This window comes from Methylocystis echinoides (assembly GCF_040687965.1).
In the GTDB taxonomy this organism is placed as follows: domain Bacteria; phylum Pseudomonadota; class Alphaproteobacteria; order Rhizobiales; family Beijerinckiaceae; genus Methylocystis; species Methylocystis echinoides_A.
The window spans coordinates 1,960,166-1,980,159 of sequence record NZ_CP156084.1; the positions used below are offsets into that span (position 1 = coordinate 1,960,166).

The following is a 19,994-nucleotide window of genomic DNA, read 5'->3' on the forward strand; positions in this document are numbered from 1 at the left end:
CTCAGTGTCCCTGCCGTGCGGCTTCGCGGCGAACGGCCGGCGCCGATTCCGGCCGCAGAAGTGAGAAGAGATCTTTCGGGTTGACCGGCGCGGCGATCAGCTCGATTTCGCTTCCGACGCCGGTTTCGCGCGCGAGGTCGCGCAGGAGGCGCAGCACGGAGAAATCCTCGATCGCAAAGCCGACGCTGTCGAAGATCGTGATCGCGTCCGGCGAGGTGCGGCCGCTCCTGCGCCCGGCGAGGACGTCATGAAGCTCCGTCACCGGATGATCGGGGGGCAGCTGCTGTATGTCGCCCTCGATGCGGGTCTGCGGCGCATATTCGACGAAGATCTCGCTGCGCAGCAGCAGGTCGCGCGCGAGTTCCGTCTTGCCGGGACAGTCGCCGCCGACCCCATTGACGTGCGCGCCCGGCGCGACCATGTCCGCGGTCAGGATCGTCGCGCGCCTTTTGTCGGCGGTGACGGTCGTCACGATGTCAGCGCCGCGCGCGGCGTCACGCGCGCTGTCGCAACGCGTAAGGGCGACGCCGGAGCCCGCCATGTTGCGCTCGAATTTTTCGAAGGCTTCCGGGTCGATGTCGAATATGCGCAGGCGATCGACGCCGAGAATGGCGTGAAACGCATGAGCCTGAAACTCGGATTGCGCGCCCAGACCGATGAGCGCCATCGTGCGGCTCTCGGGGCGCGCCAGATGGCTGGCGGCGAGCGCGGACGTCGCAGCCGTGCGCAGCGCGGTCGCCAGGGTCATGTCGGACAGGAAGATCGGATAACCCGTCGCGACGTCGGCGAGCGCGCCGAAGGCGACGACGGTTTGCAGGCAGAGCTGCGTATTCCCCGGATGGCCGTTGACATATTTGAAGGCGAAGGTCCGGCTGTCGCCGGCGGGCATGAGTTCAATGACGCCGCCCGGCGAATGGCTGGCGAAGCGCGGCGACTTGTCGAAGGCGCTCCAGGCTTTGAAATCCTCGCGCAGATAATCGACGAGGCGCGGCCAAAACGCCTTCGCCCCCAGTCGATTGACGGCTTGGGCGACGTCTCGCGCGCTCAGAAAGGCAACCATTTCCCGCTTCCCAGCTTGTTGACCTCTCAGCAATCTAGGGCTGCGCGCCGCTGACTGAAATCGCAAAGCTGTCGGAAAAACGGTAGTTTTTTGGACGAATTGCGCTATTTTTCTGCCGATATGACAGAGCCGGCGCCATGGACGATCTCGACCATCAGCTGATCTCCGCCCTCAGAACCGACGCGCGGGCGTCGCTTTCCGACCTGGCGAAGCGGCTCGGCGTCTCGCGCGGCACGGTGCAGAACAGGCTCAACCGGTTGATCGAGTCGCAAGTGATCCTCGGCTTCACGGTGCGCGTGAAGACCGGCGCTGAAAGCGACCGGATTCGCGCCATCATGATGATCGAGGTCTCCGGCAAGAACACGCGCCGCGTGGTTCAGGCGCTTCGCGGCCTGCCGCAGATTCACGCCCTGCACAGCACCAACGGCGCCTTCGACCTCATTGCCGAAATCGAGACGGCGAGCCTGACAGAGTTCGACAGCGTTCTGTCCAAGGTGCGTCAGATCGAGGGCATCGAGCGGAGCGAGACGAGCCTGTTGCTCGCGCCGGCCTGAACCTTTTCAGGGGCTCGCCGCTGCGCTTGATCTCCTCCCACGCCGATCCAGTTGCGATTCGTCGCGCGGCCCCGACGCGGCCGCGCCCGTCTCTTGGAGAGTCGTCATGGGTAAGCTCTTCCTCGTCGTTTCGACCGTGGTCGGCCTTGCGGCGATCACGCCGGCGATCGCGCAAGGCACGGCCAAGCAGAGGGCGGCCTGCGAACGTGACTCCCACAGGCTCTGCGCCGCCGCCGAGCCCGACGCCATCGCGGTCGAGAAGTGCCTGAAGCAGCACATGGGCGCGCTCTCCAAAGCTTGTCAGCGCCAGTTCAGGGCGCGTCGCTGAATTCGACCACTTGGGCGAAGACCTAACATCTTTGGCGCAGGCAAGCGGTCCTTGCCTCGCCCGAAGCCTTCGGGGCGGGGGAACATGGAGGAACCGATGCGTGCTTACATCCTTGCGGCGTGTCTCGCCGCCGTTTTCACGTTGCCTGCCGCCGCGACGACTCCGATCGACACAGGGATTGGCGCGACCGTCTTCCAGGCGCGTGGCGGCGATTATGGCAGGGGCCGCTGGGGCTACGGACCGGACTGTCGAGAGCTCAGGCGCGCCTGCCTGTATAAAGACGAGCTCGGCGAAGTCGGCCGCGGCAATTGCCAACGCTATCGCGCGCTCTGCCGGTAAAGCGTTTTTCGCGCGGAGGGTGAACGCACGCGCGAGACGATCGCCGTTGGCGGGGGCGGCGTCGGGTCCGGCGCACCGCACGATTTTTAAGGACCCGCGTGCGGAGCGGCGGCGGGATAGGAAAGCTACGGAGCGGCCCTTTCACGGCCGCTCCGTATTTCTGCAAAATCGCTAATCCATGACCTTGCCGCCGGCGTCGGCGCAGGCCTGCGCCGATTCCTTGTAGAGCCAGCCCTGTCCCTTGCAGGCGTTCTTGCCCTTGCAGGCGTTTTTCGGCGTGTGACAGTCGCTCTTGCCCTGACAGCCATTGGCGCCGAGGCAGTGCACGCGCGCGGCTGTCGTCTCGGCTTTCGCCGCCGGCGCCGCGCCGGCGAGCGCGATGGAGACCGCGGCGACGGCGAGGGTCGCCCCGTTGATCGTTTCCTTTTTCATTCTTGTCCTTCCCTGGGCCAAAAATGGCGAGGCATTCTGGCGCAGAGGCGTCGCTTCCGCCAGCGCGGGAAGCTAGGCTTTTCTTAACGAATCGACGCGGCATTTTGTCCGTCCCTGATTCGTGCCGCATTTGTCTTGGTCCCGTCCCGCCGGTCCCGCTGCGGGACAGGCCGTGGAACGCCGCATTTAACCGCTGCTCAACCCTATCTGCGAATCAATGCAGGCTAAACTCGCCGTTGATCAGCCGCATCTCCGCGGGCCGGATTAATTGCGCGTGCGCCACTGTCACGCCGTGCAGCGGCCCGTCGAGGCTGCGCGCCCAGAAATCGAGGAACTTCTTCAGCTCCGGAAAAAGCGGATGGAGATCGTACTCCTGCCAGATGTAGGACTGAATGATGTTTGGATGATCGGGCAAGCGATAGAAAATATTGGCTGTGGTGAGCCCGTAGCCCTGCATCTGCAAACGGAACGCGCGGGACGCCATGTGCCGGTCTCCTTTCTCTTCGAACGCCTCGGCAAATTTTGTGGCCGTTGCGTTGGAGAAGCAACTCCCGCGCCAAGAAATCCGTAATAATACAAACTGTTAGCAGCACAGACGGGTGAGTGATGATTTTTCCCGCCAGCCTTGGTCCTTGAACCCGCATGCGCGCCCGCCTACCTCGATCGCGCGTCCCAAAGCTTTCCTTCCCGCCGCGAGTTGCGAACAGGGGGCGCCTGGTGACGGTTTTTGCACACTCTTTCGCTTTGCTTCTCTGGAGCCGGAACGGATTTCTAACCATGCGCAAACTCAGACGCCCCGCGTCGACGGGCGCCATCTTTTGGCCAAGGCGCCCCGAAAGCCTGACGCCCATGATTCTGCGCCTCTTTTCCTTGTTCCTGCTGATCTGTTCCGCGCCCGTCTCCGCCGGGGCCCTGCCGCCGAGCCAGAAGGCCTCCGTCGCCGCCGTCGTGCGCGCGGTGACCCCTGGGGTGGTCAATATCGCTACGAAGCGGATCGAATCCGTCGAGGTTCCGACCGTCGTCGATCCGGTGCTGGAGGAGTTTTTCGACATCCCCAACACGCGTCTGAAACGGGAGACCACTTCGGCCGGCTCTGGCGTTATCGTCGACGCGGACCGCGGCCTCATTCTCACCAACGAACACGTGGTTCGGGGCGCCTCAGTGATCGAGGTCACGACGAAAGACGACCGCCGCTTCCGCGCGCAGCTCGTCGGGCGCGACAAAGCGACAGACGTTGCGGTGTTGCGGATCAAGGCGGACAATCTCACCGCCGTGCCGATCGGAGACAGCCGCGCCCTGGAGGTCGGGGATTTCGTTCTCGCGGTCGGCAACCCCTTCGGCCTTGGCCAGACCGTCACCTCCGGCATTGTTTCCGCGATGGGCCGCACCGGCCTCGGCATCGAAGGCTATGAGGATTTCATCCAGACGGACGCCTCCATCAATCCGGGCAATTCCGGCGGCGCGCTGGTGACGCTCGACGGGCGGCTCGTCGGACTCAATACGGCGATCCTGTCCAAGTCCGGCGCGAGCCACGGCATCGGCTTCGCCATTCCCATCGAGATGGCGCGCCGGATCATGACCCAGCTTGTCGAGACCGGCGAAGTGCGCCGCGGCCAGATCGGCGTGTCGATCCGCGCGCCGGCGGGCGGCCGTCCCGGCGCCGAGATCGTCGCCGTCGAACCCGCGTCGCCCGCGGCCATCGCGGGGCTCGCCAAAGGCGACGTCATCGGCGCCGTCGACGGCCGGACGATCGCGTCGCCCGCACAGTTGCGCACGCTGCTCGCCGTCACGCCGGCTGGGACGGAAATCGACGTCCGCTTCCGCCGCCGCGACGCGGCGATGCAGGCGCGACTGCGGATCGAGGCGGCGCGCCAGAAAGCGGCGGAAACGGACGTCACGCGAACCCGCTAAGAGTTCGAGCCTTATTTGAGCACGACGACCTTTGTTCCGACCTTGACCCTCGAATAAAGGTCGATGACGTCATTGTTGGTCATACGGATGCAGCCGGACGAGACGGCGGCGCCGATGGTGTCCGGCTCGTTTGAGCCATGGATGCGATAATCGCTGGAGCCGAGATAAAGCGCCCGGGCGCCGAGCGGATTCTCAATGCCGCCGGCCATGTGGCGGGGCAGATCGGGGCGCCGCTTCAGCATGGGCGCCGGCGGCCGCCAATCGGGCCATTCGCGCTTGCGCGAGACCGTCTTTACGCCCGACCAGGTGAAGCCCTCGCGGCCGACGCCGACGCCATATTCGATCGCCCGCCCGCCGCCGAGCACGTAGTAAAGCCGCCGCTCTTTGGTCGAGACCACGACCGTGCCCGCCTTAAAGTCTGGATGGCGCCAGACGACGAGTTGCTTGGGGATCGACTGCTGGCGAAAAATCGTGAGGAAATCGGCGATGGGTCCGCGATCCAGTGGACCGCAGAGGGCCGTCGCCGGCACGCCCGCCGAGAATACGAGAGAACCGAGCAGGAAAATCACGCGCGCTTGCGCCATTCGTTCGCCTTTCAATGCGCCGCTACCCCCCGATGTCACTTTGCGGAAAGAATTGCGGCCGCAGTCCGACGGGGACGCATCAGAAACAAGGAAGCTCCAGCGATGGCGAAACGAAGCGCCGGCGTCCTGCTCTATCGCCGCGCCGCCGGCGGACCCGAAGTTCTGCTCGTGCATCCCGGCGGACCCTTCTGGGCGCGCAAGGACTCGGGCGCCTGGTCCATCCCGAAAGGGGAGATCGGCGAGGGGGAGGCCGCGGAGGCGGCGGCAAGGCGCGAATTCGTCGAGGAGACGGGCTTTTCCGTCGCCGGCGAATTGACGGCGCTGGGGGAGTTCAAACAGCCGAGCGGCAAGCGCGTGCTGGCCTTCGCCCTGGAGGGCGACGTCGATCCGTCGCAACTGCGCAGCAACGCGTGCCAGATCGAATGGCCGCTAAAGAGCGGGCGGCTGATCGACATCCCCGAGGTCGACCGGGCGGCGTGGTTCGGTCTCGCGGAGGCCTTGGAAAAGGTCGTCAAGGGCCAGCGAGGCGTTCTGGAGGGCCTGGCGCGCCTTCTCTCCTCCTCTTGAGCGCGCAGGCTTCGGCTATTTGCCGGGCTCGACCCAAATGCGCGCGGGACGCGGCGTCCAGCACTCCAGTCCGCGGTGGCACTCCGCCCCCGTGAAGCGGTTGCGGTGGAGATAGGGCGACGCCGCCGGCTCGTAGCGGTTGGTCCAGGCGGCGAAGGCGAGTGCGATCCCGATGAGCGTCAGAAAGGCGTTCCGCCAAACCCGAGGCCGAGGCATGGCCATCCTCCCGGTTCGAGGGGCTCAGAAGCCATCTGGCGCGCCCGGACGCCAAAACCCAGCGTTGCGGCGCGGCGCTTATTGTTGCGCTAACGCTTGTTCCCGACTACCATGGCCAAGATATAGCTTCAGGCGGATTTCGGGCAGTGAACAGAGCGGTCGAGCCGACCTCCGTGGCGCATCGGGAGACGGCGGCGGCGCCTCTCGTGAAAGAGGGGCGTCCGCGAATTTATCGCCTCCACGCCGGCGCGTTGGATCTGACGCGCGCCTATCTGGCGCTCTCGCGCGGCGTCTCGGTTCAGGAAATACGCCTGCGCGCCGGAGGGGTCCGGATTGACGGGCGCATCAGCCCCGGCGCGCTGAAGATCGTCTTCCTGAGGGCCGAAGAGATCAGGGTCCTGGGCAACCGCGTCAGTGGCGAGGCCATGGCGATTGCTTATGGCGGCAGCCGACTCGATGTGGCGGCGAATCGGCCTGGCTCGGCCGTTGCGCTGTATTTCAGTCCCGCGGTCGCGCGATGCGTCGTCACGGAAGAGGCGCTGCCAGCGCTGCGGCGGCGCATGGAGGGCCCGCTCGGCCTCGAGACGCTGCTTTCTCCGGTTACGCAAAGGGGGCGCGCGCTCGCACGCAGCGCGCGGGGTCTGCTCGAGCGGGCCAGAGAAAAGGGGGCGTGGACGCGCGCCTGGCCGCCTGCGCTGGAGGCGGAGGCGGTTGTCGAGACGAGCGCCGCCCTGATCCGCGACATCCTCGGCGACGACCGCTCGGCGGCGCAAACCAGCGTAAAACGCCGGCGCGAGCTTGCGCTCATGGTCGAAAATCTGCTTTGGGAGACGCCCTTCGACGACGGTCTTCGCCGGCTTTCGCTGGATGACGCGGCCGTCCGGCTGCGATGTTCGCGTCGCAGCATTCAGCTCGCCTTGCAGGACGAATTCGGTCTCGGCTTCACGGCGCTGAAGCGGCTGATCCGTCTGCAGCAGGTTCACGCCATTCTGCGGCGGCGGCCCGCCGGCCGCGGCGTCGGGCGTGTCGCTAAAGCCTACGAATTCAATCACCTCGGACGATTTGCCGGTCATTACCGGGACATGTTCGGGGTGTTGCCGTCTGTCGAACTTTCCCCCGGCTCCGCCTAAGAAAGGCGCAACATGCCCATCCGTAAGGATGGTTGCATATCAAACTATCGGGCGGCTTATCAGCGTAAGCTATACTTTACGCAAAATGGATAAGGACGACCCTGAATTTTATGAGCTATCCTATCATCAGGGCAGGCAGAATCGTTGGTATGCGCCATTCAAAAGGATGGGGCTCAGATAGGGTTGACGTGGATGCTGAATGATGTGCAGCGGATGTATGATCGCCTGCCGGCCGCCCCGGACGATCCCGAGCAGCCAGGCGATGATCGCCATACGGTGACAAGGCGTGAACTGGCGCGGTCGCTTTTCCTGGCGTGCGACAGGCTGGCCCATCGTCAGGCCGCCGCGCTCGTAGACCAGGTCCTCGATGAAATCGCGGAGACCTTAATCAAGGGCGAGAGCGTCACTCTGTGCAACTTCGGCAAATTCGTGATTGTCGAGAAAAAGGAGCGGAAAGGCCGCAATCCCCGGACCGGCGACTTTGCGCTTGTGAAGCCACGCAAGGTCGTGAGTTTCAGGGCTTCAAAATATCTCAAAGCCGCCGTCTCGACGGGGAACCCGACCGACGACGCTTGACTGCGCCGAGACGGCTCTTCGCGTCGGCGGAACGATTTTGAAAGTAAGGCGTTAACAGGAGCCTGCTAAAGCACGCTCGAGCTTGGCGGCGCGTAGGGGAGCGAGATGGCTTATATTGTAAACAGTTCTCAAAACGAATTTACCCCAAGCTTCATTTCCCGGCGCACGAAGCAAATCTACGCCATTGCAATTCTTGTGGCGGCGGCGATGGGCTTTTTGGCGCTTTTCGAGATGGGACACCCGTTTTTGGCGGCGTGGGGCGCCCTGGCGCTGTTCGGTTGCCTGTTCATCAGCGGCGCTGCAACGCGTTCGGATACAACCGCGTCGCACTGAACATTAGACGCGTGGTCGATCAAAGCCGTTTCATCATGTAGACCGCAGCGACCCCATAGCTCGCCAATGTGCGACAAAGCCCAGCGGGCCGACGCGCGCAAAAGCCTAGCCGTCCCCATAATTTATCCGACCCATATAAAGCCACGAGAGCGAGGGCGCCCAGTTGCGCGCGTTGCGCGATCGCGGTCAAACGCTCGATTAAGTCGGCTGCGGAGCCATAGCCCCTCGCGCGGGCGACAATCGCGACATCATGCAAAAAGAGACAATCCGACGCGTCGGGGAGCTTGCCCAGAAAGGCGTCCAACGGCGGGACCTCATCGCGCAGCCATGGGTGAGAGATGGCGTATCCGAGCACGGCGCCGTCGTCCTCCAAAGCGAAGCAGCCGCCGGGGAAAAGGCGCAGCTTTTCCTCGAAGACCGCCTGCCGCTCACGCGCGTCGGGATGCAACGCATCGGCGATACGAAAGACGGCGGGAAGGTCGGATGGCGACATTGGCCGCCACATCGGCCGGCGTTGGCCCTCTTGGACATTCATCACGGCTGCCCCCATATTTGCGTAACTCCAGCGACTTTCGAGCTTGCGACGCGGCGCCTCGGCCGCCAGACTCACTCGGCGCGCCTACCAGGAGCTTGCAAGCAAAGATGACAGCCCTCAAACGTCTTGCCCTTCTTCTGCTTGTCGCCGCCGCGCCGCCGGCGCGCGCCGGCGAAGGCTCATCGACTGTCACAATCACGCTCACGCAGGCTGCCCATGGCGGCGGCCGCGTCTATGTCCCCGTCCGCTTCGGCAACGTCATGGGCGCAATGCGGCTAGACACCGGCGCGTCGACGAGCCGCATCAAGCTTGCGCCGTGGAATAAGGACCTGCCGATCCTGGGTCAAAGCGACTCGACTGGCGCCTTGGGAAAAGTGACGCGTTGCGAGGATGTGCAAGCGACCAATGTAGCGCTCAAGGCCGAGCAGGGAAACAACATCGCGAGAGCCAAATACGATGTCACGCGCTGCGCCGCCAGCGACGGCGACGATCTGCTGGGGCTCGACTTCTTCAAAGGCGCCCGCTTTACGCTGGATTTCGAGCGTCGCGAAATGGTCTTCTTCGGTCCTCAAATGGATGGACGACCGGTTCTCTTTCAGCCGCTCGGCCCCGACCAGCGGCTCGTCGGAATTTCGATACGCGCAGGGACCGCCAAATCGCTCGGCCTCTTTGATACAGGCGCGGAAATTTCAGCCGTCGACCAGCAATTCGTCGAACGGCACAGGGGCCTTTTCGCGCCGGTGGAGAGCAAGTTCAAAGCGAGCGAGGCGAGTGGCGGCGGAGCCGTATCTCGAATTTACAAAATCAAGACGCTCGATCTCGGCGACGGGCGCGTTTTGCGCAACGTCCACGCCCTTGTTTATGATTTTGGCGCGCTGCGCGAGGCGCTCGGCCCGCAGACGGCGTTCGTGCTAGGGGTCAATATATTGAGCAGGTTCAACTGGGCGCTCGACTTTACGAAGCCGACGCAGGCTAGCTGGATCGCCCGACCCAGAAAGCCATGAGCCGAGAGCAGTCGGGCGCCGGAAGCAAGCAGTCCGGGAAGATCGCATGAACTTCGCCGCCATCGCTCAAATGCTGTTCCTGCTGGCCGTCGCCAATGGCGCGCCAGTTCTGGCGAAACGGTTGATCGGAGAGCGTTTCGCCTGGCCCGTCGACGGCCACTCGCGTTTTTCCGACGGCCGCTCGATCTTCGGCTCCTCGAAGACCTTTCGCGGCTTGGCCACGAGTCTTCTGGCGACGGTAGCGGCCGCTGAATTGATTGGTCTGAGCGGAGGCGATGGCGCGCTCATCGCCACGCTCGCCATGTTGGGAGATCTTCTCTCGAGCTTCATCAAGCGGCGTCGAGGCGCGGCGCCGAGCGACCAGATGCTGGGCCTGGACCAGATTCCGGAAGCCCTGCTGCCTGCTCTTTTCGCCCCGCCGGCGATCACCCTGTCCTTCGCGGACGTTGTGGCGGTGGTCGGTCTGTTTTTCGTTGCGGAACTCGCTGGTTCACGCCTGCTCTACGCCCTCAACATCAAGGACCGCCCCTATTGAGATGGCGAAACGTTCCGTCGCAGGAGACGGTGCAAGGTAATTTCCGGCGGACAGTTGAAGCGCACTGGCACGATCGAGGAGCCCGCCCCGACGCTCGTGTAGCCCGTCATCGCGCCAAATTTCCATGCGCCGCGACCGAGGCGTCTGGGGATAGCTGCGTCAAGCGTCAGCGGTATGCCACCCGGCAGACATATTTGTCCACCGTGGGTGTGGCCGCACAGCATCAGCCTGAATCCGGCATGCGCCGCCTGCCTGTAGATCTCCGGCGTGTGTGACAACAGGATCGAGAAATCTTCGTCGGGAAGGTCGGCGGCGGCCTTCTCGATGTTGTCCACCCGGTAGAAGTGCGCGTCGTCGACGCCCGCCAGATAAACGCGTGCGCCACGACGTTCGATGCTCACATTTTCGTTGAGCAGCACCCTCACGCCCATCCGCTCCATGTCGGGCGCCATGCATATTGTGTCATGGTTCCCGAGCACCGCATAGACATCCGTCGTGATCGCCTCCCGGAGGCGAAGCAAACCCTGAAGGCAGGGCTTATAATCGCCGTACGTCTGACCACGGTAGTCGCCTGTCCAGACACAGAGATCGTAATCGAGACCGTCGATCAACCGCGCGATATTGGCCATGGCGCGCGGGTTCATGTCGCAGTGAAGATCCGTCAGGTGAAGAATCGTGTACCCGTCGAACGACGCAGGGAGACGATCCGAGACGACTTCGTGCGTCAGGACGCGAACCCTGGCGGCATTGTGACGCCCCACCCAAAACATGCCCGTAAGGCGGAGCACGCCCTCGATTACGGCATGCGAGAACGGCAGGTTCTCCATGTGAAGCAGCGTCAGACCCTGTCCGAACGCTTGCGCCTCATGGTCTCTTTCGATGCCGAGCCGCTGCCTGGCGTGCACGGGCCCGAGCCGAGCGTCCAATCTTCGTTTGACTTCGTCACAATCGAGAAAAACGGGCGAGTTCATGCTGCGAGGCGGGGAGGGATCATCCATTCGGGCCATCATACGGCAAAGTTGACCCCTGATCGATTCCCGATGCGAGATTTTTTGCCAACCAAGGGCCCAGGGACGCGCTAATGCGCGTCTTTGGCGCGGATCAGCGCAGGCGGCGCCCGCAAGGGTTCGGCATTGACCTCTTCGAAGGCCGAACTAGCTAAGCAAATACCGTTCGGAAAACCGCTCCCTCGGCTGAAACCATGAAACTTGAAACCCAGACGCACAGTGGCCAAGTCGTCATCGCTGTCAAGGAGGAGCGCCTCGACGCTCATAACTCGAGCGAGCTGAAGGACCGCATCCTGCGAGTGCTCGAAGAAGGCGGTCGTCGTCTCGTTGTCGATCTGGCGGACGTCAAATTCATCGACAGCTCTGGACTCGGCGCGCTGCTCTCCGGCTATAAAAACGCCAGTCAGCGTTCGGGATCGTTCATTCTTTCGGGCCTGCAACCTCGTGTGCGCTCGATGTTCGAGCTGACGAGACTTAACCGCGTCTTCGAAATCTATCCGCGCCTCCAGGAGGCGATCAGCAGCCACAGCGTGACTTAGCGATGCGGCCATGTCCGAGACCAACATGAACGTCGACATCGTTGTTCCAAATCAAACGCGCTATCTGCGATTGATTGGAAATATCGCCGAGCAAATCGCCAAAGAGTTGGACACGAACGACCACGATCCCGATATGCTCGCCTATCACCTCAACCTCGTCCTGACGGAGGCCGTCGCGAACGCCATCGAATATGGAGGCGATGAGGGACCGGACAAAACCGTGAAGGTCTGTCTATCGATCGAAGACAAGGAGTTGCGGATACGGGTCTACGATCATGGGCAGGGTTTCGACATCTCGAGTCTGCCGACGCCCGCGATCGACCAGCTCAACGAGCGCGGCAGAGGCATATTTTTTATAAAAAATATCATGGATTCGGTGGTGTATCACCCAAGCGAAGACGGCAACGTTCTCGAAATGCACAAGACGCTGAAGTGAAACGTCCCGTTGAACGGACCGCGGAAAGCGCTCTCGATGAATCGGGAAATCTATCTGCAGAAATTCATCGCCAGAGCCGCTGAAAGAGTCGGTCTCACCGCTCGCCTTGTTCCGTCGGATGTTTGCTTCCCAAGCAGCTACGCCGCCATTACGCCTCCCCGGCGCGCCGCCAGGGATCTGGTCTTGTTGGGCCTTGTCGACGGATCGGCGCGGCCTGATCTCTGCGACTTGACTCCCGCTTCCCCGCAGGAAGACGGGGGCCGATCGTTTGATCTGCGAATCTTCAGCGCAAAGCCCCGCGCCCTTGACGCACTCATGCCGCTGCTGCGCAACCTCGGTCTTCCCGTTCTGGATCAAAACCAGTTTACCGTCATGGTCGGGGCAAGCCGCCGATACATTCGAAGTTTCCGCATCCAGCCGACCGGCGATGAGAAAGTGCGGGAATACAAGAAAGCAATTCTCGCCGCCTTCGGCGCCCTTCTGCGCGGAGACGCCGAGGACGACTCCTTAAATCAACTCGTCGTGCGTGCAGGAGCAGGCTGGCGGGAAGTCGATCTTCTCCGCGCCTATTGTAACTATTACCTTCAGCTCGAGGGCAGAATTGGCCGATCCCGCTTCTATGAAGCGCTGATTGGCCAAAGCGCCATCACCAGGCTGTTGCTTTCCTATTTCGAGGCGCGTTTTCGGCCGGATGGGCCCATGAGAGGATCGCTGGACGCTTTGGCTGACATCCGGCAGAGCCTCGTCGACGCCTTCGATCAAGTGGTCAATGTTACGGACGACCGGATCCTGCGCGATGTCTTCAATCTGATCGACTCGACGCTGCGGACGAACTTTTATATTACGGAAAAAACAATAGCGTTGAAGATAGACAGTTTGGGCGTGATCAGCGCGCCCCATCCAAAGCCTGCGCTGGAAATTTACGTCCACTCGACGTCATTCGAGGGGATACATTTGCGGGGGGCGAAAGTCGCGCGCGGCGGGATTCGCTGGTCGGACCGGACGCATGATTTCCGCACGGAAATCCTCGATCTCATGCAAACGCAGATGGTCAAGAACGCGTTGATCGTCCCGCAGGGCGCGAAGGGCGGCTTCGTCTTGAAGCGCACGGTGGGCGATGGTCCGGAACGGGAGGTTTCGGGAAAGGCCGCCTATCGAGAGTTTATCAGCGCCCTCCTGGATTTGACCGACAACACGGATTATCGGAACGATCGGCAAGCGGCTGGAATGGTCGTCTATGACGACTGGGACCCCTATCTCGTCGTCGCAGCTGACAAGGGGACGGCGACCTGGTCCGATATTGCAAACGAAATCTCCTTAGCGCGCGGATTCTGGCTCGGCGACGCTTTTGCGACGGGGGGCTCGAACGGTTTTCACCACAAGCGGCTCGGAATTACCGCCCGTGGGGCCTGGGTCTGCGTGCGTCGCCACTTTCGAGAACTCAACCGCAATATCGACGACCAGCCCTTCACCGTGGTCGGCGTAGGTTCGATGGATGGAGACGTCTTCGGAAATGGAATGCTCGAAACAACCAACATCCGGCTGCTGGGCGCCTTCAGCGGCGAGCATGTCTTCATCGATCCCAACCCGGACCCTTTGATTTCATACGCCGAGCGACGCCGGCTCTACGAAACGCCGCGCTCCAGCTGGAATGATTACGACAGAACCAAAATTTCCATGGGCGGCGGCGTGTATCGGCGCGACGCCAAGGACATCGAACTCAGTCCGGAAGCGCGAGCCCTCCTGCAGGCCAGAAATCGCCTTGTCGATGGCGAGGCCTTGATCAGACTCCTGCTGACGGCCCCGGTCGACCTTTTGTGGATGGGCGGGATTGGCACCTATGTGAAGGCAAGTTTTGAGACGGATGAGAGCGTCGGCGACAAGGCGAATGACGGCGCTCGAGTGGATGCTAATCAGCTACGCGCGAAAGTGGCGGGCGAAGGCGCAAATCTCGCGTTCACGCCGCAGGCGCGGGTAGAATTTGCGTTGAAGGGCGGCCAAATCAACAGCGACGCGATCGACAATTCCGCGGGAGTGGATCTCTCGGATCACGAGGTGAATCTCAAGATCGTCTTGGCGTCGGGAGGCGCCTCGTCGGACGCCGAGCCGAACCAAGCGCATCGCCGCCTCGCGGACACAACGGACGAGGTCTGTTCCGACGTACTCGACGACAGCGATCATCAAAGCCTTTGCCTGTCGCTGGAGCGCCGACGCTCTGCGGCAGATGTCTCCTCCTATATGGATCTTGCCGACAGGCTCGAAGCTGCGGGCCGACTCGATCGTCAGGACGGGAGAATCCCACGCCTCAAGGAGATTCAGGCGAGGGCGGAGAAGGGGCTTACCAGGCCGGAACTGGCTTTGTTGATGGCGCATGCGAAACTGTCGCTGAAGCGCGCTCTTCTGGAGGCGCCCGATTTTCTCGATGAGAATTGGGCAAGCGCCTTCCTGTTAGCCTACTTTCCCCTGTCGATGCGGCGGATGTGGGAGAAGGAAATTCACTCGCATCCACTCGGACGAGAGATTGCCGTTACGGTGATTTGTAACAAGGTTATCGACCAGTCGGGCGCGCGCTTCCTATTGTTCGATGAAACGGCCGCTCCTGGGGTGCTTGTGGACGCAGTGGGCATCTACCTGACGTTTGACGAGATCCTCGAGGGAGCGCGGTGGCGCAGAGCGATACGCGACTTGAGCGATCGGATGACCTCTGAGCGTCAATATGTTTGTCTTCAACAATTAGAAGACACATTGATCTATATGTGTCGTTGGGCGCTTCAGCGCGGTTACATCCTTCGGCCGCAGGAGCAGGTCGTTGCGGAATGGCGAGACTATTTGAAAGAATTCTTTGTCGGCTTTCAAAGCGTCGTCGAAGCCGCGGTTTGCAAGGATGAGAGCGGCGACGTCGAAACCGAAATCTTTGGCGCCCGAATGCGCGAATTTCCCTTCATGGTGGATCTTGCGCGACGAGCAGGCAAAGACATTGCCGTGGCGACGCAGGTTTTCGACCGTATCGTCGAGCGCCTGGGGCTCGCGCAGATCGCTGTTCTTCTCGCAAAGCTCACGGCGCGGGATGCGTGGGAAGGACAGCTGCAGCAGACCCTCGAAGAACGCCTCCGCGCGGTCCCAGCTCGAATTGCTGCGATTGTGTTGCATTTTGGCGCAAATGAATTGGAGACGCTTCTGGAAATTCCCGACCTGCGTTCGAGCTTCCTGCGGCATGTTCGGCTGCGCGAGGAAGTCCTCAGCGCGGCCCCGACGACGATCGCGCCTTTTGCCCTATTCCTTGTTGAACTCGAGTCCTTTGCCGAGGCCTTCGATAGGCTGAAGACGAGAGCTTACGCGTAGATCGGATGGAGGCTCGCTCGTGGATGATCACTCGCTTGTTCATCTTCTCCTTGGCGTCAGCACCGAGGGGGCTTGCTTAATGGACGCGGCCGGGTGCGTTCAAGCCGTGAACGAGCAAGCAGAACGAATGACTGGCTATCGCCGGGATGAGCTGTTGGGGCGTCCCTTTCCCGGTAAGCCGAAAACACGCGCGAGCCAAGGGAATGGCTCGCTCGCCTGGCGACTGGCGCCAAGTCGCCAGTGGATCGGCATTCGCATTACGCGCAAGGATGAAACGCAGGTGGACGCCTTATGCGCCATCTATCGCCTCGGCCCGAATGGCGAGGCGGGAATGCTATTGAAGTTGCGACCGGAAGACGTTTCGGCGACGGAGAAGGCCGCTTTAGACGATATGAAGACAAAGCTCGGCGCCATATTCGATTCGATGGCCGACGGTTTGGTTCTCATTGATGAAAGTGGAAAGGTTCTGTTTTTCAGCGCAGGCGCAGAGGCGTTGTTTGGCTTTGAAGCCGCGGAGGTGCTCGGGGCAAATGTGAACGTTCTGATGCCTTCTCCATACCGGGAGGAGCACGATGGTTACCTCTCAGCCTATCGACAGACCGGGAAGCGGAAAATCATCGGCGTGGGTCGTGAGGTCTCAGGACGGCGAAAGGATGGGTCCGTTTTTCCAATGTACCTCTCCGTTGGCGAAGTCTGGCTCGAGGGCCGTCGCTTCTTTGTCGGCGTTACGCATGACCTCACGCGCGCAAAGATGGTCGAGGGACGCCTATGGATGCTGTCGGCCGCGGTCGAGCAAAGCCCGGTCGCTGTCATGATCGCGAGCCCGGAGGGGAAGATTCAATACGTGAATAGCCGGTTTGTGCAGTTGACCGGCTACGCCGAGGAGGAGGTGATCGGCAAAAATCCCAGGATGCTGCAGAGTCCCGATACGCCAAAGCGGCAGTATGAGCGTCTCTGGGAGACAATAAGAAGCGGTGGAGAGTGGCGAGGGGAGATCCAGGATCGGAAAAAGGGGGGAGAAACCTATTGGGCGTTTGAAATAATCACGCCCATTCGCAACCCCCGGGGAGACATCATACACTACCTGGCGCTTCAGCAGGACGTCACTGAACAGCGACGGGACAAGGAGGCGCTTCTTTTGAGCGAGGAGCGCTTTCGTAAAGTCGCGGAGATGGTTGGGGAATGGCTCTGGGAGCAGGACCCGGACGGACGCTATATTTATAGCAGTGACGCGGTGCGAGACATACTTGGTCTGGAGCCGCAGCAGATCATCGGAAAGCGCTACCTGGACTTGTTCGCCGACGAAGCCAGCGCGAGTTTTCTTTCCAAGGCTTTGCCGCAACCTTTCTATCGCGTCGTCAACTGCTATCGTAATCAGGCCGGGCGGCGCGTCTTTACGGAGTCCAGCGGAGCGCCAATTTTTGATAGGAGAGGGCGCCTCGTGAAATGGCGCGGGGTGGATCGGGACGTAACGGCGCGAAAAAAGGCCGAGGATGAACTCCGTGTTCGAAACCGCGCCATGGAGTCCGTGCATGTCGGCATTGTAATATCCGACGCTCGAGCGCCCGGGAACCCGAATATTTACGTGAACCCGGCGCTTTCCAACATTACAGGATATAGCCAGGAAGAGCTGCTGAAAGGCGGCATGCATATGCTGCAGGGGCCCGGCACCGATCCTGCCGCTCTCGTCAAAATCAGAGACGCCCTGGCGACCGGTCAGAGTTGTGAAGTCACGCTCCAAAACTACCGCAAGAATGGAGAGGCTTTCTGGAATGAACTTCTCCTTTCTCCCGTGCCCGACGAAAAAGGTGAAGTTACGCACTATATTGGCGTGCAGACCGACGTAACGGAGCGGCGGCGCGCCGAACAAAATCGGCGCGACCTCGAAATCGCCAAGCAGATCCAATTATCGCTCTTGCCAAGCGGTCCCTTGCATGCAGCCCGCGCCGAAGTGATCGGGGTCTGTCTGCCGGCCACGCACGTTGGCGGGGATTATTTCGACTATTTTGAGAATGCGGGCGGAATCGACCTCGTTATCGCCGATGTCTCTGGACATAGCGTCGGAGCCGCGTTGATCATGACAGAGGTCCGCAGCATGGTGCGCGCGCGTTGCCGGCAAAGCGCATACGCTGGTCCAAGTGAGATCATGCAGGACCTCAACGGTCTTCTGCATGAAGACCTCACGCGCTCTGAGCTATTCATAACCATGTTTTTCTGTCGGTTCGATCCAGAAACGCGCACGCTTAAATTCGCCGATGCAGGCCATAATCCCGCTCTGTGGCTGCGCGAGGGAGAGCGTGCGTGTCGAACGCTGGATGCCGACGGCCTTGTTCTCGGAGCGCGGCGCACTGTTTCTTTTGAAGAGAAGACCCTCATGCTTGCGCCGGGCGACAAGCTTCTTTTTTACACGGATGGCTTGACGGAGGCGCAAGACGCATCCGGCGCGTTTTTTGGTCTGGAGCGCCTCTGCGAAAGCTTTGAAACAAGCAGATTACTCGAACCTCAGGCAATTATCGAGGCGCTGCTGAGCGACGTCAGCAGCTTTTGCGGTCGTGCGCAACTGAGTGACGACTTGGCCATGGTGGTCCTGGAGGTCAAGTGAGACGGTCTCGCCTCGGGTGGCGATGCTGAGGCGGAGGCATATCGACGCGGGCGTTCTGTCGGAACATCAGGCTTCGGCTCCGTGTTAAAAGGAGTTGATGAGACGACCAGGCTTCGGCAATGCTCAAACCGGACGCGCGAAATGTTCACGAAAATACTTGTTCCTCTCGATCTCTCCGAACCTCAGATGAGCAACCACGCCGTCCGCTACGCGGAGGCTCTCGGCAAAGCTTTTGATTCCGATTTAAGGCTCGTGAATGTTCAGTCGCTGGTGCCTGTGACGTTTCTGGATTACATCCCCCGAGATTTCGACGAGGCGACGCGCCGGGCTCTCGAGAATGAACTGGCCGCCATCGCGGCTGATATCGACCGGCCTCCAGAGCGCATATCGACAGTTCTTCGCTTCGGCCCGATCTATCAGACGATCCTCAACGAGGCAGAAAGTTGGGGGAGTGACGCGATCGTCTTGTGCTCCCATCGTCCAGGAATGGAGCGCTTCCTCATCGGTTCCAACGCGAGCGCCATCGTTCGCCATGCAACCTGTTCAGTCTTGGTGCTGCGATAGCTGAGCCTGGTTTGCGGATCGGCTTGTTAATTGGCCCAAACCCTCGGCCCCCTTCAAGTGAACGTCTTGAGTTGACCGTCTATCTCTTCCAATCTGCGAAGGCTAATTCCCAGCGAACCGCGAAGCACGTCGTCACGGAGCGACTGCGCCAAGGCGCTCGCCATGTTCCTGATCGCCAGGCGATCATCTTTCGGCTGCACCTCAATCGTGTCGATGATCCGGCTCCTTAGCAAGTCGGGGATATGGACTTCCTCCAACGCCGCCGCGTCGCTGTTTGCCCAAGCCGCAACTTTCTCTCTGAGCCTGGCATAAGCGGAACGCGTCCGTTCTCCCAAAATCCCTCTTTTGGCCGCTTCGGACGCCAAGGCAAGCAAGGTGACGGTGTGCAGGCCTATCGTCGTTGGACCGCCCATCTCGCGCCAACTCTTTTCTTCTCGAGATCAAACGAACAAGGGTCCTGGGCGCACCGCGCCCCCTAAGGGCCGCGAAAGTAGCGCTGATACAAGGCGCTCAAGAGCCCCGCGGGAGCACCGAGAATGATTGAGATGAGCTCGGACGATGCCTCGTAAGTCAGTCTATTGAGCGCTTTCATCATCGACGGTGGTCTCCCACGGCGTTTTTCGACACAGGCCGCAGTCTTCGTGATTCTCATGACGAAATAATCTCGCGAGATTCGGCGTTTCGTCATGTGAGCCGAATAGATGGGACGTGCTCACCGAGAGAGAAATGCGGCGATGCCAGGCACAGGCGCGGCAGGCGGGACCAGAACCAGCGCGGCTTGGCTCGAGGGGCTGAGCGAGCGCCAGAAAACTTTGGCCAGGCTCTGCGCGCTCAAGGCCGACGACGCACATATCCTGGACGAACTGGAACGCATGCTGGGCTGTTACACGTCGATGGAAAAGCCCTGGTGTTTTCTCTCGATCGAGGCGCTGCTGCCGGCCGCGGTTTTTTGGCGCGCCTTTCACCTCCATTGGAGAAGCTTCGAACAGCCGCCTCACGGACGTTACCTTTGGACGCTTGGCCGACGGCGCCCGGATTGGCGCATCGATTACATGACGCATGACGATGCAGCGGCGTTGATCGCCCTGCCTGAAATACTCAGCCTCTATAGGGGCCGGGACGATCAGACCCGGGTCGCACTGTCCTGGAAGGTGAGCGAGCCTTTGGGCGAGCGACGCCACAAGGAAGACTTCTTCATCGAGGCGAGAGCGCCCAAGGCCGCTGTCGCCGGCTTTTACGCGGGAGCGGAGAAACGGGAAGCCGAAGTCGTTCTTTTTAGCTGTAGAGCCATCGCCGGATCGAGGTGATCTTCAGCGTGAACGCGACCGTAAAGCGCCCAGTCATCCAAATGCAATATAGCGAGGCTACGGGGGGCGTTCGCTAACCATCGAGATGCGCAG

24 protein-coding genes are annotated in these 19,994 nt (G+C 61.4%); 16 read left to right on the forward strand and 8 right to left on the reverse strand.

The window, feature by feature from the left end; all coding sequences use genetic code 11:
- Window position 1 precedes the first annotated feature (1 nt).
- Window positions 2-1,060: an ornithine cyclodeaminase gene (locus tag RVU70_RS09540; protein ID WP_363345630.1), complete on the reverse strand. Its 1,059-nt coding sequence runs from the start codon at window positions 1,058-1,060 to the stop codon at window positions 2-4.
- A 137-nt stretch (window positions 1,061-1,197) separates the two neighbouring features.
- On the opposite strand from RVU70_RS09540, the gene RVU70_RS09545 reads away from it, so the two are divergent.
- From RVU70_RS09545 to RVU70_RS09555, 3 genes are all read left to right on the forward strand, one after another.
- Complete coding sequence (locus RVU70_RS09545) at window positions 1,198-1,614, forward strand: Lrp/AsnC family transcriptional regulator (RefSeq protein WP_363345632.1); 417 nt, start codon at window positions 1,198-1,200, stop codon at window positions 1,612-1,614.
- Window positions 1,615-1,720: 106 nt separating this feature from the next.
- Entirely contained in the window at window positions 1,721-1,942 is a 222-nt protein-coding gene (locus RVU70_RS09550; RefSeq protein ID WP_363345634.1) for a hypothetical protein, read from the forward strand.
- Between the two features lie 96 nt (window positions 1,943-2,038).
- Entirely contained in the window at window positions 2,039-2,281 is a 243-nt protein-coding gene (locus tag RVU70_RS09555; RefSeq protein WP_363345635.1) for a hypothetical protein, read from the forward strand.
- A 171-nt stretch (window positions 2,282-2,452) separates the two neighbouring features.
- On the opposite strand, the gene RVU70_RS09560 is transcribed toward RVU70_RS09555, so the two are convergent.
- Both RVU70_RS09560 and RVU70_RS09565 read right to left on the reverse strand, forming a co-directional pair.
- The gene (locus tag RVU70_RS09560; RefSeq protein ID WP_363345637.1) at window positions 2,453-2,713 is read right to left on the reverse strand and encodes a hypothetical protein; all 261 of its coding nucleotides are present in this window, start codon (window positions 2,711-2,713) and stop codon (window positions 2,453-2,455) included.
- A 214-nt stretch (window positions 2,714-2,927) separates the two neighbouring features.
- Window positions 2,928-3,197: an usg protein gene (locus RVU70_RS09565; RefSeq protein WP_363345639.1), complete on the reverse strand. Its 270-nt coding sequence runs from the start codon at window positions 3,195-3,197 to the stop codon at window positions 2,928-2,930.
- Window positions 3,198-3,562: 365 nt separating this feature from the next.
- Between RVU70_RS09565 and RVU70_RS09570 the strand changes: the two genes are divergently transcribed.
- Window positions 3,563-4,624, forward strand: a complete 1,062-nt coding sequence (locus tag RVU70_RS09570; protein WP_363345641.1) for a trypsin-like peptidase domain-containing protein — start codon at window positions 3,563-3,565, stop codon at window positions 4,622-4,624.
- Between the two features lie 11 nt (window positions 4,625-4,635).
- Here the strand turns inward: RVU70_RS09570 and RVU70_RS09575 are convergent, their stop codons facing one another.
- Window positions 4,636-5,208, reverse strand: a complete 573-nt coding sequence (locus RVU70_RS09575) for a L,D-transpeptidase (RefSeq protein ID WP_363345643.1) — start codon at window positions 5,206-5,208, stop codon at window positions 4,636-4,638.
- 102 nt (window positions 5,209-5,310) lie between these two features.
- On the opposite strand from RVU70_RS09575, the gene RVU70_RS09580 reads away from it, so the two are divergent.
- A complete protein-coding gene (locus tag RVU70_RS09580; protein WP_363345645.1) occupies window positions 5,311-5,775 on the forward strand; it encodes an NUDIX domain-containing protein in 465 nt (154 codons plus the stop codon).
- A 15-nt stretch (window positions 5,776-5,790) separates the two neighbouring features.
- On the opposite strand, the gene RVU70_RS09585 is transcribed toward RVU70_RS09580, so the two are convergent.
- The gene (locus tag RVU70_RS09585; protein WP_363345647.1) at window positions 5,791-5,991 is read right to left on the reverse strand and encodes a hypothetical protein; all 201 of its coding nucleotides are present in this window, start codon (window positions 5,989-5,991) and stop codon (window positions 5,791-5,793) included.
- Between the two features lie 146 nt (window positions 5,992-6,137).
- Between RVU70_RS09585 and RVU70_RS09590 the strand changes: the two genes are divergently transcribed.
- From RVU70_RS09590 to RVU70_RS09600, 3 genes are all read left to right on the forward strand, one after another.
- Window positions 6,138-7,121, forward strand: a complete 984-nt coding sequence (locus tag RVU70_RS09590; RefSeq protein WP_363345649.1) for a helix-turn-helix domain-containing protein — start codon at window positions 6,138-6,140, stop codon at window positions 7,119-7,121.
- A 192-nt stretch (window positions 7,122-7,313) separates the two neighbouring features.
- On the forward strand, window positions 7,314-7,697 hold the full coding sequence (locus tag RVU70_RS09595; RefSeq protein ID WP_363345651.1) for an HU family DNA-binding protein: 384 nt from the start codon (window positions 7,314-7,316) through the stop codon (window positions 7,695-7,697).
- Between the two features lie 105 nt (window positions 7,698-7,802).
- The gene (locus RVU70_RS09600; RefSeq protein WP_363345653.1) at window positions 7,803-8,030 is read left to right on the forward strand and encodes a hypothetical protein; all 228 of its coding nucleotides are present in this window, start codon (window positions 7,803-7,805) and stop codon (window positions 8,028-8,030) included.
- A gap of 19 nt (window positions 8,031-8,049) precedes the next feature.
- On the opposite strand, the gene RVU70_RS09605 is transcribed toward RVU70_RS09600, so the two are convergent.
- On the reverse strand, window positions 8,050-8,523 hold the full coding sequence (locus RVU70_RS09605; protein ID WP_363345655.1) for a GNAT family N-acetyltransferase: 474 nt from the start codon (window positions 8,521-8,523) through the stop codon (window positions 8,050-8,052).
- Window positions 8,524-8,672: 149 nt separating this feature from the next.
- On the opposite strand from RVU70_RS09605, the gene RVU70_RS09610 reads away from it, so the two are divergent.
- Both RVU70_RS09610 and RVU70_RS09615 read left to right on the forward strand, forming a co-directional pair.
- On the forward strand, window positions 8,673-9,569 hold the full coding sequence (locus tag RVU70_RS09610; RefSeq protein ID WP_363345657.1) for an aspartyl protease family protein: 897 nt from the start codon (window positions 8,673-8,675) through the stop codon (window positions 9,567-9,569).
- Between the two features lie 46 nt (window positions 9,570-9,615).
- Complete coding sequence (locus RVU70_RS09615) at window positions 9,616-10,104, forward strand: CDP-archaeol synthase (RefSeq protein WP_363345659.1); 489 nt, start codon at window positions 9,616-9,618, stop codon at window positions 10,102-10,104.
- Here RVU70_RS09615 and RVU70_RS09620 read toward each other — a convergent pair.
- Window positions 10,098-11,102 carry a metallophosphoesterase gene (locus RVU70_RS09620; RefSeq protein WP_363345661.1) on the reverse strand — a complete coding sequence of 335 codons (1,005 nt, stop codon included), beginning with the start codon at window positions 11,100-11,102 and terminating at the stop codon, window positions 10,098-10,100. The genes RVU70_RS09615 and RVU70_RS09620 overlap by 7 nt on opposite strands.
- Window positions 11,103-11,305: 203 nt before the next feature.
- Here RVU70_RS09620 and RVU70_RS09625 point away from each other — a divergent pair, with 203 nt between their 5' ends.
- The 5 genes from RVU70_RS09625 (at window position 11,306) to RVU70_RS09645 (ending at window position 18,594) form a co-directional block, all read left to right on the forward strand.
- The gene (locus RVU70_RS09625) at window positions 11,306-11,650 is read left to right on the forward strand and encodes an STAS domain-containing protein (protein WP_363345663.1); all 345 of its coding nucleotides are present in this window, start codon (window positions 11,306-11,308) and stop codon (window positions 11,648-11,650) included.
- Window positions 11,651-11,675: 25 nt separating this feature from the next.
- On the forward strand, window positions 11,676-12,086 hold the full coding sequence (locus tag RVU70_RS09630) for an ATP-binding protein (protein ID WP_363345665.1): 411 nt from the start codon (window positions 11,676-11,678) through the stop codon (window positions 12,084-12,086).
- 36 nt (window positions 12,087-12,122) lie between these two features.
- Window positions 12,123-15,428 (forward strand): NAD-glutamate dehydrogenase domain-containing protein, encoded by a 3,306-nt coding sequence (locus tag RVU70_RS09635; RefSeq protein WP_363345667.1) that lies wholly within the window; start codon window positions 12,123-12,125, stop codon window positions 15,426-15,428.
- A gap of 19 nt (window positions 15,429-15,447) precedes the next feature.
- Window positions 15,448-18,030 carry a PAS domain S-box protein gene (locus tag RVU70_RS09640; RefSeq protein WP_363345669.1) on the forward strand — a complete coding sequence of 861 codons (2,583 nt, stop codon included), beginning with the start codon at window positions 15,448-15,450 and terminating at the stop codon, window positions 18,028-18,030.
- 141 nt (window positions 18,031-18,171) lie between these two features.
- On the forward strand, window positions 18,172-18,594 hold the full coding sequence (locus tag RVU70_RS09645) for a universal stress protein (protein ID WP_363345671.1): 423 nt from the start codon (window positions 18,172-18,174) through the stop codon (window positions 18,592-18,594).
- Window positions 18,595-18,647: 53 nt separating this feature from the next.
- Here the strand turns inward: RVU70_RS09645 and RVU70_RS09650 are convergent, their stop codons facing one another.
- The gene (locus RVU70_RS09650) at window positions 18,648-19,007 is read right to left on the reverse strand and encodes a hypothetical protein (protein WP_363345673.1); all 360 of its coding nucleotides are present in this window, start codon (window positions 19,005-19,007) and stop codon (window positions 18,648-18,650) included.
- 321 nt (window positions 19,008-19,328) lie between these two features.
- Here RVU70_RS09650 and RVU70_RS09655 point away from each other — a divergent pair, with 321 nt between their 5' ends.
- Window positions 19,329-19,901 (forward strand): hypothetical protein, encoded by a 573-nt coding sequence (locus RVU70_RS09655; RefSeq protein WP_363345675.1) that lies wholly within the window; start codon window positions 19,329-19,331, stop codon window positions 19,899-19,901.
- Window positions 19,902-19,994: the final 93 nt, after the last annotated feature.

Excerpts from the sequence above, each read along its gene's own strand:
- RVU70_RS09655 (WP_363345675.1), top strand. The coding sequence starts at position 19,329 with ATGCCAGGCACAGGCGCGGCAGGCGGGACCAGAACCAGCGCGGCTTGG.
- RVU70_RS09555 (WP_363345635.1), top strand. The coding sequence starts at position 2,039 with ATGCGTGCTTACATCCTTGCGGCGTGTCTCGCCGCCGTTTTCACGTTG.
- RVU70_RS09645 (WP_363345671.1), top strand. The coding sequence starts at position 18,172 with ATGTTCACGAAAATACTTGTTCCTCTCGATCTCTCCGAACCTCAGATG.
- RVU70_RS09620 (WP_363345661.1), bottom strand. The coding sequence starts at position 11,102 with ATGGATGATCCCTCCCCGCCTCGCAGCATGAACTCGCCCGTTTTTCTC.
- RVU70_RS09540 (WP_363345630.1), bottom strand. The coding sequence starts at position 1,060 with ATGGTTGCCTTTCTGAGCGCGCGAGACGTCGCCCAAGCCGTCAATCGA.
- RVU70_RS09595 (WP_363345651.1), top strand. The coding sequence starts at position 7,314 with ATGCTGAATGATGTGCAGCGGATGTATGATCGCCTGCCGGCCGCCCCG.
- RVU70_RS09575 (WP_363345643.1), bottom strand. The coding sequence starts at position 5,208 with ATGGCGCAAGCGCGCGTGATTTTCCTGCTCGGTTCTCTCGTATTCTCG.
- RVU70_RS09625 (WP_363345663.1), top strand. The coding sequence starts at position 11,306 with ATGAAACTTGAAACCCAGACGCACAGTGGCCAAGTCGTCATCGCTGTC.
- RVU70_RS09550 (WP_363345634.1), top strand. The coding sequence starts at position 1,721 with ATGGGTAAGCTCTTCCTCGTCGTTTCGACCGTGGTCGGCCTTGCGGCG.
- RVU70_RS09635 (WP_363345667.1), top strand. The coding sequence starts at position 12,123 with ATGAATCGGGAAATCTATCTGCAGAAATTCATCGCCAGAGCCGCTGAA.
- RVU70_RS09610 (WP_363345657.1), top strand. The coding sequence starts at position 8,673 with ATGACAGCCCTCAAACGTCTTGCCCTTCTTCTGCTTGTCGCCGCCGCG.
- RVU70_RS09580 (WP_363345645.1), top strand. The coding sequence starts at position 5,311 with ATGGCGAAACGAAGCGCCGGCGTCCTGCTCTATCGCCGCGCCGCCGGC.
- RVU70_RS09565 (WP_363345639.1), bottom strand. The coding sequence starts at position 3,197 with ATGGCGTCCCGCGCGTTCCGTTTGCAGATGCAGGGCTACGGGCTCACC.
- RVU70_RS09545 (WP_363345632.1), top strand. The coding sequence starts at position 1,198 with ATGGACGATCTCGACCATCAGCTGATCTCCGCCCTCAGAACCGACGCG.
- RVU70_RS09615 (WP_363345659.1), top strand. The coding sequence starts at position 9,616 with ATGAACTTCGCCGCCATCGCTCAAATGCTGTTCCTGCTGGCCGTCGCC.
- RVU70_RS09605 (WP_363345655.1), bottom strand. The coding sequence starts at position 8,523 with ATGTCGCCATCCGACCTTCCCGCCGTCTTTCGTATCGCCGATGCGTTG.
- RVU70_RS09650 (WP_363345673.1), bottom strand. The coding sequence starts at position 19,007 with ATGGGCGGTCCAACGACGATAGGCCTGCACACCGTCACCTTGCTTGCC.
- RVU70_RS09570 (WP_363345641.1), top strand. The coding sequence starts at position 3,563 with ATGATTCTGCGCCTCTTTTCCTTGTTCCTGCTGATCTGTTCCGCGCCC.
- RVU70_RS09600 (WP_363345653.1), top strand. The coding sequence starts at position 7,803 with ATGGCTTATATTGTAAACAGTTCTCAAAACGAATTTACCCCAAGCTTC.
- RVU70_RS09630 (WP_363345665.1), top strand. The coding sequence starts at position 11,676 with ATGAACGTCGACATCGTTGTTCCAAATCAAACGCGCTATCTGCGATTG.
- RVU70_RS09585 (WP_363345647.1), bottom strand. The coding sequence starts at position 5,991 with ATGCCTCGGCCTCGGGTTTGGCGGAACGCCTTTCTGACGCTCATCGGG.
- RVU70_RS09560 (WP_363345637.1), bottom strand. The coding sequence starts at position 2,713 with ATGAAAAAGGAAACGATCAACGGGGCGACCCTCGCCGTCGCCGCGGTC.